Annotated in this window: 5 protein-coding genes; 4 read left to right on the forward strand and 1 reads right to left on the reverse strand. The window is 71.1% G+C overall.

Annotation, left to right across the window (positions count from 1 at the left end; all coding sequences use genetic code 11):
- Positions 1–115: 115 nt before the first annotated feature.
- The 4 genes from J0911_RS09120 to J0911_RS09135 all read left to right on the forward strand — a co-directional run bounded on the left by J0911_RS09120 (position 116) and on the right by J0911_RS09135 (position 11526).
- Positions 116–1111 carry a hypothetical protein gene (locus tag J0911_RS09120; protein WP_207275159.1) on the forward strand — a complete coding sequence of 332 codons (996 nt, stop codon included), beginning with the start codon at positions 116–118 and terminating at the stop codon, positions 1109–1111.
- 311 nt (positions 1112–1422) lie between these two features.
- Positions 1423–4722 carry a GH92 family glycosyl hydrolase gene (locus tag J0911_RS09125; RefSeq protein ID WP_207275160.1) on the forward strand — a complete coding sequence of 1100 codons (3300 nt, stop codon included), beginning with the start codon at positions 1423–1425 and terminating at the stop codon, positions 4720–4722.
- Positions 4723–4990: 268 nt separating this feature from the next.
- On the forward strand, positions 4991–9988 hold the full coding sequence (locus J0911_RS09130) for a GH92 family glycosyl hydrolase (RefSeq protein WP_207275161.1): 4998 nt from the start codon (positions 4991–4993) through the stop codon (positions 9986–9988).
- Between the two features lie 257 nt (positions 9989–10245).
- A complete protein-coding gene (locus J0911_RS09135; RefSeq protein WP_242636509.1) occupies positions 10246–11526 on the forward strand; it encodes an ABC transporter substrate-binding protein in 1281 nt (426 codons plus the stop codon).
- 185 nt (positions 11527–11711) lie between these two features.
- Here J0911_RS09135 and J0911_RS09140 read toward each other — a convergent pair whose 3' ends face one another.
- Positions 11712–12491: a carbohydrate ABC transporter permease gene (locus J0911_RS09140; RefSeq protein WP_242636510.1), complete on the reverse strand. Its 780-nt coding sequence runs from the start codon at positions 12489–12491 to the stop codon at positions 11712–11714.
- Positions 12492–12493: the final 2 nt, after the last annotated feature.

A 12493-nucleotide genomic window follows, 5' to 3' on the forward strand; every position in this document is an offset into this window, starting at 1 on the left:
GGCCCTGCGGCGCCGGCGCTCGCCGGTGAGACCGGTGGCCGGATGGACACCCGGCGGGCGATATCCTCGCTTCGTCGTATGATCCAAGGTCGATCGTGTCCAGAGAAGGAGCCGCATGTCCGGAACGGTGCCCCCTCCGCCGCCGCCCGAGGGGTGGGACGACGAAGGAAATGGTGGGGCCGAGGGCCCGGCAGCCGCCTCGCCGGCGGCGCAGGCGCCGGGCCCGCAACGCGTCTCGGCGACCACGCGGATGCCTCCGGCGATCTCGCCGACATCCCAGTTCTCCGACGCGGTGACTCCCGCTCCCGCGCCCCCGGTGCAGCAGCCGGGGTATCCGCCGCAGCAGGCCTACCCGCAGGCGGCCTACGAGCAGCAGGGCTATCCCCAGGGTTACCAGCAGCAGGGCTACGCCCAGGGTTACCCTCCGCAGGGCTACGCCCAGCCCGGCTACCCGCCGCAGCAGGGTTACCCCCAGCAGCAGGGCTACCAGCAGCAGCCGGGTTATGCGCCGCAGGGCTACCAGGGTTACGAGCAGGCGCCCGCCCGCCGCAGGCTCAGCCCCGGATGGATCGCCTTCATCGCGCTGGACGTCGTCCTCGTGATCGCGGCGATCGTGTTCGCGGTGAACCTCATGTCGAACGACGACGGGCAGGCTCCCGTCGTCGGATCCAGCCAGGAGGCCGACGCCTCGGCATCCGCCGGCCAGGGCGGAGACTCCGAGCCCGAGGAGCCGAAGTACGCCACGGGCCTGGAGGTGAACGCCCCGGGCGCCAAGGTCTTCGCGGCGCCGTCGGGCAACATCACCTGCACCCTCTCCAAGAACGCGGCGACGTGCGGGATCGTCGAGCTGAACAGCCCGCCGGCTCCTGACGGCTGTGACGGCGTCCAGGGGCACGTCGTGGCGCTCGACCAGTCCGGCCAGTTCTCGCTCCCGTGCGTCGCGAAGAAGGACAAGCCGGTTCCCGCATCGGGCCTGAAGGTCCTGGAGTACGAGAAGAAGGAGAAGGCGCACGGCTTCACCTGCGTGAGCCGGACCACCGGTATGTCGTGCACCCACGACGCGACGGGCTCCAGCTTCACGGTGGCGCGCGCAGGCATCTCCCAGTCCTGACGCCCCCGGCGCCCTGGCGCGCCGGGCGCCCCGAGCGGTCCGAGGGTCGCCCCGGGCGGTCCGGCGACGCGGGCGTCCCCCGGCGGCGCGGCACCCTGGACCGTCCGGCGCCCCGGCTCCTGGGACCGTCCGGCGACGCGTCTCGCCGTACCGCCCGGGGCGGCTCCTGGACCACCCGGTGACGCGGCCTGACCGGGTCGCGTCACCGGACCGGTTGACAGCGTTGTCATGTCGCTGCGAGTGTGTGCGCAGACACCGCCGTCCTGGGCGGTGTGTCCCTCGACGTCGTGGGAGACACGAAGGAGCGACCGATGAAGGTCCACGCAATCCGATCGGGCGGCGCCCTCGCCGCATTCGTACTACTCCTGGCCGGGGCGTCCGCCGTGCCCGCACCACCGGCACTCGCCGCGAGCGGGTCGGCCTCCGCCGCGGACGAGAGGGCCCCTGCCCCGGTGGTCGCCGCCGAGGAACCGCTCACGAGCCACGTCAACCCGTTCATCGGCACCCAGGACGACGGCAACACCTATCCGGGTGCCGCAGTGCCGTTCGGCATGGTGCAGTTCTCCCCGGACACCGGCCACTACGCCGGCTACGACTACGACCAGGACCGCATTCGCGGCTTCTCGCTCGTGCACCTCTCCGGTGTGGGGTGCGGGCTCGGCGGGACCCTGCCCGTGCTGCCCACCACCGGTGAGGTGACCAGCACCGACAACGCCGACTACGCCCTCGGCTACACGCATGACGAGGAGGAGGCGGCGCCCGGCTACTACCGGGTGGACCTGCACGGCGAGGCCGGCGTGATCGGCGCCGAACTCTCCGCGACGGAGCGGACCGCCGTCCAGCGCTACACCTTCCCCGCCACCGGACAGGCGAACGTCCTGCTCAACACTGGGCAGGCCCTCAACGGCGTCGACAGCTCCACGGTGCGGATCACGAGCGACCGCACCGTCGAGACCGAGATCACCGTCAGCGGCTTCTGCCAGGACACCGAGCCGCAGACGATCCACACCGTCACCACCTTCGACCGCCCGTTCACCGCCCACGGCACCTGGGCGGGTGACGAGGTCACCGGCGGCTCGAGCGAGTCCTCGGGCGGCGGGCGTCGCGGCGCCTACGTCACGTTCGACACGACGGACGGCGACACCGACGTCGAGGCGGTGACCGCGATGAGCTACGTCGGCCCGGACGGCGCGCGCCGGAACCTCGAGGCCGAGCGCTCGACGCTCGACGACGCGCGCGCCGCCGCCGCGGACGCCTGGGAGGACCGGCTCGCCACCGTGCGCGTCGCCCGCGGCGCGCAGGAGGACCTGCGCACCTTCTACTCCTCGCTGTACCGCAGCTTCCTGGCGCCCAACGTCGCCTCCGACGTCGACGGTCGCTACCGCGGCTGGGACCAGGAGGTGCACGAGGCGGAAGAGGGCTTCACCTACTACCAGAACTTCTCCCTCTGGGACACGTACCGCACCCAGCAGCAGCTGCTCTACCTGCTGGCACCGGACGAGTCGGCGGACATGGCGCTGTCGCTCGTGCGGCAGGGCCAGCAGGGCGGCTGGCTCCCGCGCTGGGGCTACGGCGCCGTCGAGACGAACATCATGACGGGCGACCCGGTGACCCCGTTCCTCGTCAGCGCCTGGAACCAGGGCCTGCTGGAGGGGCACGAGGAGGAGGCGTACGAGCTGCTGCGCGAGAACGCCGACCGCGTGCCGCCGTCGGACTCCCCGTTCAACGGCCGCGCGGCGAACGCGGAATACATCGAGCAGGGCTTCGTGCCGCACGAGCCGACCCGCTCCGGCAAGCCGGGCGACTACGACTTCGACCACGGCGGCTCCGCCACGCTCGAGTACGCCCTCGCCGACGCGATGCTCTCGACGATGGCCGAGGGCCTCGGGCACCACGACGACGCGGCCCGCTACGCCGCGCGCGGGCAGAGCTTCCGCAACGTGTTCGACCCGCGCACCGGGGCCTTCCGTGCGCGGGACGACGCCGGGATGTTCGTGGGCGACCCGGATCCCGCGCACTCCGAGGGCTTCCACGAAGGCACCGCCGTCCAGTACCAGTGGCTCGTCCAGCAGGACGTGCCCGGACTGTTCGACCTGCTCGGCGGCACGCCCGCGGCGGTCGAGGACCTCGACGCCTTCTTCGCCTACGAGCAGCTCCTGGAGGACCCGGAGGGCACGGCCCGTGACGTGTGGGTCAACGGCACGTACGACTACTACGGCTGGGAGACCTACAACCCGAACAACGAGCCCAACCTGCACGCGCCCTACATGTACCTGTGGGCGGGCGAGCCGTGGAAGACGACCGACGTCGTGCGCGCCGCGGCCACCCTGTTCACCGACGGCCCGCACGGAGTGACCGGCAACGACGACCTCGGCACCATGTCCGCGTGGCACGTGCTCTCGTCGGTCGGGATCTACCCGATCGCGCCCGGTGCCGACCTGTGGGGGCTGTCGACGCCGCGGTTCGACGACGTGCGCATCGCCCTCGACGAGGACGTCTTCGGCACGGACGAGCTCCGTGTCACCGCCGACGGGGTGACCGACGAGGCGCGCTACACGCAGGCCGCCTCGCTGGGCGGCGAGCCGCTGGACCGGGCCTGGGTCACGGGTGACGAGCTCGTCGCCGCGGGAGGCCTCGACGTCGCCGTCGGCTCCGCGCCGTCGGACTGGGCGACGGCGCCGGAGGCGTCCCCGGGTGCGGTCGTGCCCGGCGAGCACACGACCACGGGCCTGCGCGCCGGCGTCAGCCCGGCTCATCCGGTGGTGCGGCCGGGCGGTACGACCGAGCTCCGGCTCGACGTCGTCGCCCAGGCCCCCGGCGTGGCCTCCGGCACGGTGAAGGTCACCGCTCGCGGCTCGCTCGACGCCGACGTGCGGCCGGCGCGCTGGCGTGTCCGGTCCGACGGTCTGCCGACCACCGTCGAGGGGACGGTCGTCGTACGGGCCGACGCGGACGCCCGGCCGGGCGAGCACCGCGTCAAGGTCAAGGTCACGGACCGGTCCGGGCGGCACGTCAAGCGCGAGGTGCCGGTCGTCGTGGCCGCCGGTTCCTGGGTGTCGCAGTCGTTCGACAACGTCGGGATCGGCGATGCCGGCGCCGCCAACGCGGACCTCGACGGGAGCGGCGCCTACCTGCTGCGCGAGCCGCTCGCCGAGCTCGGGGCGGTGCAGGGCCTCGAGCTGACCGTTCCGGGGACCGACCTCGCCTACGTGCTCGGCGCACCGGCTGCGGGGGAGCCGGACAACATCGCCGCCTCGGGTGAGACGCTGACCGTGCCGGAACCGCTCCGGGAGGCCACTCGCATCGCCGTCGTCGGCACCAGTACCCACGGGACGCACGGCGGGGACCTCCTCCTCACGTTCACGGACGGCACCACGGAATCCGTCGAGGTCGCACTGCCCGACTGGTGCGGCGAGCCCGGCGACGCCGTCGAGGTCGCACGACCCTCCGCCCGGGGATCGGGCACCGACGTCCAGAACATCGGCTGCGGGCTGTTCTCCACGGCCCCGATCTCGCTGCCGGAGGGCAAGGACCTCGCGAGCATCACGCTGCCCGACGACGAGAGGCTCCACGTCTTCGCGATCGCCACCGACGCCGGCTCGGGCGCGTGACGCGGTCGGTGCGTTGTCGAGCGGTCGGNTCCGATGTCGATGCGGTCGGTCCCCCAAGGGACCGACTTCTCGACATCGGACCGACCTCGGTCGGCAACGGACCGACCACATCCCCTGCCCGCGCGGTCGGGCGGCGGGCTATGACAGCGTTGTCGCGCGGTGTTCGGTTCGTGTTCAGCCGGGTGACACCGCGCGGCTCCCTGCTCCTTCGAGACTTGGCCGGATCCGACCGTGGGGCCCGCCGCCCCGCACCAGGAAGAGGAACGACATGCCCACACCCCTCAGCAGAGCGCTGCTCGCGGCCGGCCTGGCCGCCACGCTGCCACTGACCATGGCGGCGCCGGCCGCAGGCGCCTCCCTCGCCGACGGCCGGCCCAGCGGCTGGTCCTGGGACTGGCCCGACGGCTGGCCCTGGGAATGGCCCGGTGGCGAGCACGGCTCGCGCCTCGCTCCGTTCGACGCCGTCGACCCGTTCATCGGCACCGAGCTCGACACCACGGAGAACAAGTCGAACGACGCCTACGGCAACACCTTCCCCGGTGGCACCGTGCCGTTCGGCCTCGTCCAGAACAGCCCCACCACCTATCGCGAGGGCCCGGACGGCGAGAAGGGCGGCTACGAGTACACGGGTGACCGCCTGCGCGGCTTCGGTCTCACCCGCATCTCCGGCACCGGCTGCACCGGCGCCTACGGCGGCTTCGACGTCCCGGTCCTGCCCTTCACCGGCGGCCTGTCCGACGACGGCGCTCTGCCCGCGGACCCGAGCACGTCGATCCGGGACTACTACCTGCCGTTCGACCACGACGCCGAGCGCGCCGAGCCGGGCTACTACTCCGTCACCACCGACAACGGCGTCACCACGGAGCTCACGGCCACGACGCGCACCGCCGTGAGCCGCTTCGCGTTCCCCGACGACGGCGGCGCCACCCTGCTGCTGAACGCCGCCGGCTCCAACAACACGGTCGAGGCCGCCGACCTCACGGTCGACCCCGCCACCCGCACCGTCAGCGGCACGGTCCGCGCCGGCTCGATGTGCAACCAGGGCACCTTCTACGACCTGCACTTCTCCGCGGTCTTCGACGCCCGCTTCGTCTCCCACGGCACGTGGGACGACGGCGAGGTCACGCCGGGCGGCAGCACGGCGTCGTCGGACACGAAGCATGGCGCCGGCGCCTTCCTGACCTTCCGGCCGGGCACGACGGTCACCGCGAAGATCGGCATCAGCTACACGAGCGTCGAGAACGCCGCGCTCAACCGCGCCGAGGAGGTCGGCCGCAAGAGCTTCCAGGCGGTCCGGATGTCCGCGAAGCACACCTGGCAGCGCGCGCTCGGCGCGATCGACGTCGCGGGAGGCACCCGCGAGGCGCGCACCAAGCTGTACACGGCGCTCTACCACGCGCTGCACAACCCGAACGTGTTCGAGGACGTCAACGGCGAGTACATCGGGTACGACGGCGAGCTGCACCGCATGAGGCGCGGCGAGCACCTGTACGTGAACTTCGCCGGGTGGGACCACTACCGGGGCCACACGCAGCTCCTCGCGATGCTCTACCCCGAGGTCGCGAGCGACATCAACGCCTCGCTCGTGACGATGGCCGAGCAGACCGGCACCTGGTACGACGGCCCGACCTACAACCTGGTGCAGGCCCGCATGGCCGCGGACTCGCTGCCGATCGCCTTGGCGGCCGCCGACGACTTCGGCGCCACGGACTACGACCGCGAGGCCGCCCTCGCGTCCCTGCTGGAGACGCAGTCCCTGCCGGGCGACGCCAGCACCCGCCCGGACGCCTACCAGTACCTGGCCGCGGGCTTCGTGGAGAACCGCAAGTCCAACTTCGCCACGGCGCGCACCCTGGAGTACTCGGTCGAGGACTTCGCGATCGCGCAGCTCGCCCGGCGCCTGGGCGACGAGGACTCGTACGACGCCTTCATGGCCCGGGCCCAGAACTGGCAGAACGTCTTCGACCCGGTCACACAGCACATCCGCCCGCGCGAGCGCACCGGCTTCGACCGCGGCTTCGACCTGCGCGTCCGGGACGACTCGTCCGGCCGGGGCCAGTTCAACCAGTCCACCGGCTACCAGTACGGCTGGATGGTGCCGCACAACATCGGCGCCGTCGTCGAGGCACGGGGCGGCGCCGAGGCATCCGAGGCCGCGCTCGACGTGCTCATGGCGGACCTCGACGCCGGGGCCTACACGCAGACGGGCAACTACCTCAGCAACGAGCCCTCGTTCAACAGCCCGTGGGTCTACAACTGGCTGGGCAAGCCGCACAAGACCACCGACGTGCTGTACCGGGCGGTCGGCGAGCTGTACGACACGACGCCCTCCGGCCTGCCCGGCAACGACGACCAGGGCGCCCTGTCCGCCTGGTACGTGTGGGCCAACCTCGGGATCTATCCCGCGATCTACGGCACCGCCGACCTCGTGGTGAGCGCCCCGATGTTCGAACGCATCACCATCGACGCGGCCGACAGCCGGCGCGACTACACCATCGTGGCTCCCGGCGTGTCGGCCGGGAAGCGGTACACGACCGGCCTGTCCGTGAACGGCGAACGGCAGTCCGCGTCCTGGGTGGACGCGTCGTTCGCCCGGAGCGGCGGCACGCTGCGGTTCACCATGAGCGACACCCCGGGCGACTGGGGCACCGGCACCGACGACGTCCCGCCGTCGCACGACGACGGCCGCGACGCCCGCAACAACGTCGGTACCACCCACGACGGCCGCGGCAACATGGGCTCCATCGACCTGTCCGACTGGTCCTACTCGCGCGAGAGCCTCGCGGCCGAGGGGGTCACCCCGGGCGGCGAGGTGCCCTTCGAGGCCGCCGACATCACGTTCACCTGGCCGGATGCCGCGGAAGGCGAGCCCGACAACTGGATCGTGGCCGGGCAGCGCATCGACCTCGAGGACACCGGGGCGGCCGCGGTCTCCTTCCTCGGGCTGGCGACCAACGGCCCGGCGTCGGGCACCGCGTACGTGGAGTACACCGACGGGTCGCGCCAGGCGGTGCAGGTGCACCTCACCGACTGGGCCCAGGGCGCCGGCGGCGGGAACACCACGCTCGTCGAGACCGCGGGACGCAACAACCGCAACGGGACGTCCGGCGGCGGGACGTTCCGGATCTTCGCCACGCAGCCCGCCGCGCTGGACGAGACGAAGACGGTCGACGCCGTCGTGCTCCCGGCCCACACGGACCGCGGCATCATGCACGTCTTCGACGTCGCGACCACCACCACGCCGTACGTCGACCCGGACGCCCCCACCGGCGAGCCGAGCCGTGTCGTGCTCACCCCGCCGGCCGACCCCTCGACGGCGCAGAACGTCACCTGGCGCACCGCCAGCCCGCTGCCGGTCGACGGCGCCGCCGAACTGCGCGAGGTGTCCGACGACGGCCCGGGCGACGTCCGCACCGTCGACGCCGTCGAGCAGCCGGAGCGGCACGTCGACGGCTACCCGGCGCGCAGCCACTCGGCGTCGTTCACCGGCCTGACGCCGGGGACGACGTACGAGTACCGCGTGGGCGACGCGGGGCGCTGGTCCGGCTGGCACCGGTTCACCACGGCGAGCGACGCGGCCGACCCGTTCACGTTCCTGTACTTCGGGGACGCCCAGGAGGGCATCGCCGACGAGTGGGCGAACACGGTGGACATGGCGCTGGAGGCGCACCCGTCCGCCGAGGTCAGCCTGTACGCGGGCGACCTGGTGAACACGGCGACGAACCAGCTCGAGTGGTCCGACTGGTTCGACGCGAACGCGGAGCTGCGCACCCGCACCAACGTGCTCGCGGCGCTCGGCAACCACGAGATCGGCGGGCAGCCGCTCGCCGAGAACTTCCGTGACCACTTCGAGTACGAACGCAACGGGCCCGTGCCCGCGGACGCGCGCGAGTACGAGGCGGACTACGGGGAGCACGTCGCCGACGCGATGACCGACACCGTGTACTACACCGACTACCAGGGTGTCCGGTTCGTGACCGTGAACGCGAACCGTGACGACATCTGCACCCTCGTGCGGCCGCCCGGCCTGGCGGACTTCGACTGCGACGAGGGGCGCCGGGCGTGGATGACCATGCAGGCGACGTGGCTGGAGCGGGTGCTCGCCGAGAACCCGCTCGACTGGGCCGTGGTCACCACGCACCAGCCGGTGTTCTCCAACTCGATCGACGGCAACGGCAACCCGCGCGACGAGGACGACTGGCGCCAGTACATCCTGCCGGTGCTGGAGACCAGCGACGTCGACCTGGTGCTCCAGGGTCACGACCACACCTACGGCCGCGGCTACCACACGATGGACATCACGGAGACCGAGGGGGTCACGACCGGGCCGGTGTACGCGATCTCGAACGGCGGGCGCAAGCAGTACGTGCTCAACCGCGGCGAGTCCGTGTGGGAGGCGAACGGCGCCGTGGCCGTCAAGCAGGCACAGGACGTGTCCGCCTACCAGGCGATCAGCGTCGACGGCGGCACGCTGCGCTACGAGTCCGTCGCGACCTACGTGGTGCCCGGCGGCGAGTCGCCGGTCGAGGTCGGCGAGACGCTCGACGAGTTCACGATCACCAAGTACGACTCGGGCGCCAAGTGGGTCACCGAGCCGGGCATCGAGATCCCGGACGCGTCCGTGCCGTCCGCGGCCTGGGGCCTGCCGGGCGACGAGCCGTTCGACCCGGAGACGTTCGGCGAGGTCGTGTTCGACGACGACTTCACCACCGACCGGCTCGCCGAGTACACGGCGTACGGGGACGACGGCGAACCCGCGGCTGAGCTGGCCGTCGACACCGGGGCCGGTGTGCTGGAGGCGACCGCCGCGGGGCGCCGCTGGAGCCACCTGGCACTGCCGGCGACGGCGGGCGACCGGTTCGCGCTCGTGGTGGAACCCGAGTCGTTCGCCGGGACGGGCGCGGCGGAGGACTCGATGTTCCTCGGCATCACCGACGGGCCCGGCAACCGCGCGCACAGCTGGTACAACCACACGCGCGGCAGCAGCGGGATCGACGTCGTCGTGGACGGCGAGGGGCAGGGGCTGTCGGCGGGCGTGGGGCCGCTCGACGTGCGGTGGGAACCGGGTGACCGGCTCGCGACCGTGGTCGACCACGGCGAGCTGACGTCGTGGATCGAGCACGACGGCGAGTGGCGGGAGATCCGGTCCGGTCTGCTGCCGCTGACGATGTCGCGCGAGGACGTCACGGGATGGCGGCCGACCGTCAGCCTGCGGCTCGATCCGGGGACGGTCGCGGTGGACCGCGTGACGCTGCTGCGGGGGTAGGTCCAGCGGCCGCGTGATCGCGCGGCCGCATCGAGGAGAGCGGTGCGGCAGGATGCCGTGCCGCTCTCTGGTGATGGAAAGCTCTGGAAGCGGTATAGCTTTGTCCTGTTTTGTGGGATGTTAGCGATCTCACGCTATGCTCGCTCGCGCACTGGGCGCCCGCTGTGTCGCGGGTGCCCGCGCGCCATCGGAACGACCGAGAACCGGTGGCGTCGCCCTCCAACGTTGAAGGGAAAGACGGGACGCGAATGCGAGCGATGCGTAAGACAACGGCGGTGGCGGCGTCCGCCGCCGTCCTCAGCCTGCTGCTGGCCGGGTGCGGCACCGGCACGGCCGGGGGCGCCGAACCCTCTCTGCGGACGCACGAGAAGGTCGCCGTCTACACGTGGTGGGCGGCAGGCGTGGAGAAGCGGGGTCTGGACAAACTGGTGGAGGTGTTCCAGGAGCAGCATCCCGGCATCGAGTTCGTCAACGACGGCCTGATGGGCGGCGGCGGAAGCTCGACGTCGAAGGAACACCTCCAGTCGCGGCTCGAGACGCAGGACCCGCCGGACGTCTTCGTGGCCCACGCCGGTGCGGAGCTCCAGGACTACATCAAGGACAAGCACATCCAGGACGTGTCGGCCCTCTACGAGGAGTTCGGCCTGACGGAGGCGTTCCCGCAGGATCTCATCGACCGGCTGTCCACCGAGGACGGCAAGATCTACTCCATCCCGTCGAACATCCACCGGGCCAACCTGCTCTGGGTCAATCCGCTCGTGCTCGAGCAGAACGGCATCGACCCGTCGGGCGAGTACGACGGCCTCGACGCCTTCATCGCGGACCTCGAGAAGCTGAAGAACGCGGGGATCGACGCCCCGCTGTCGGTCGGGACCACGTGGCCGCAGGTGCACCTTCTCGAGACCACTCTGCTCGCCGACCTGGGCCCCGAGGCGTACAGCGGCCTGTGGAGCGGCAGCACCTCGTGGAGCGACCCGCGCGTCACCACCGCGCTCCAGCACTACGAGGCCCTGATGAGCTACACCAATCCCGACCGGGACGAACTCGAGTGGGACGGGGCCAGCGCGATGGTGATCGAGGGCGAGTCCGCGTTCAACATCATGGGGGACTGGGCCCTGGCCGCCTACGACACCGAGGGCAAGACGTACGGGGAGGACTACCGGGTGGTGCCGGCCCCCGGAACGTCCGGGACGTTCGACTTCCTCGCCGACTCGTTCACCATGTCGACCGGGATCCTGGACGAGGACAGTGCGAAGGCGTGGCTGCAGACCGTCAGCTCCAAGAAGGGGCAGGTCGAGTTCAACAAGATCAAGGGATCGATCCCCGCCCGCACCGACGTCGACGCCTCGCAGTTCACCGAATACCAGAAGACAGCGATCGCGTCGTTCGGCCAGGACACGATCGTGTCGTCCGTGACGCACGGCGCCGCGGTCCCGATCGCTCAGCTCGACGCGATCACCGCGGCGGTGACGGCGTTCAACTCCGGCGCCACCGATGTGGCGGCTTTCCAGGCGGCCTTGGCGGCGTCGGGCGGCTGAGCCCTCTGGGGACGCAGCGGCGCGGTGCGGCAGGGTGCCGTGCGCGGACCCGTTCACGGGCCCCGAGGGGGCCCTCCACTTCGGGAAGGATGAGGTCCGCGCACGGCACCCTGCCGCACCGCGCCGCTGCTCCGTTGGAGCCTGCCCTTGCTGTGCTGCTGTCTTCGCTCAGCCCTTGACGCTGCTCAGCCCTTGACGGAGCCGGACATGAGGCCGCCGACGAAGTATTTGCCGAGGAGGATGTAGACGATGAGGGTGGGGAGGGAGGCGAGGAGGGCGCCGGCCATGGAGACGCCGTAGTTTTGTAGGAGGGCGCCGTTGGCGAGGTTGTTGAGTGCGACGGTGACGGGGCCGTTGCTGCTGGAGGAGAAGAAGACGGCGAAGAGGAAGTCGTTCCAGGCGTTGGTGAATTGCCAGATCAGGACGACCACGAAGCTGGGGATGGAGATGGGGAGCAGGATGTTCCAGTAGGTGCGTAGCATTCCGGCGCCGTCGACGCGGGCTGCTTCGATCAGTGAGTGGGGCACTGTCATGTAGTAGTTGCGGAAGATGAGGGTGGTGATGGGGATGCCGTAGATGACGTGCAGGAGGATGAGGGTGGGGATGCCGGTGGGGATGCCGATGCCCAGGACGAGTTGGTTCAGGGGGATCATGACGGCCTGGTAGGGGATGAACATCCCGAACAGGATGAGGGTGAAGACGAGGTCGGCGCCTTTGAAGCGCCAGCGGGCCAGGACGAAGCCGTTGAGGGAGCCGAGGAAGGCGGAGATGATGGTGGCGGGGATGACCATCTGCAGGGAGCGTGCGATGGCGGGGGCCAGGGTGGTCCAGGCGGTCTGCCAGTTCTCCAGGGTCCAGGTCGTGGGTAGTGCCCAGGCGCGTGCGGGTGCGGCGTCGCCGGCGCCCTTGAAGCTGGTCACGAACAGCACGTAGACCGGGATCAGCACGAGCAGCACGAACAGCAGCA

Origin of the sequence: Myceligenerans salitolerans (genome assembly GCF_017349295.1) — a bacterium.
Taxonomy (GTDB): domain Bacteria; phylum Actinomycetota; class Actinomycetes; order Actinomycetales; family Cellulomonadaceae; genus Myceligenerans; species Myceligenerans salitolerans.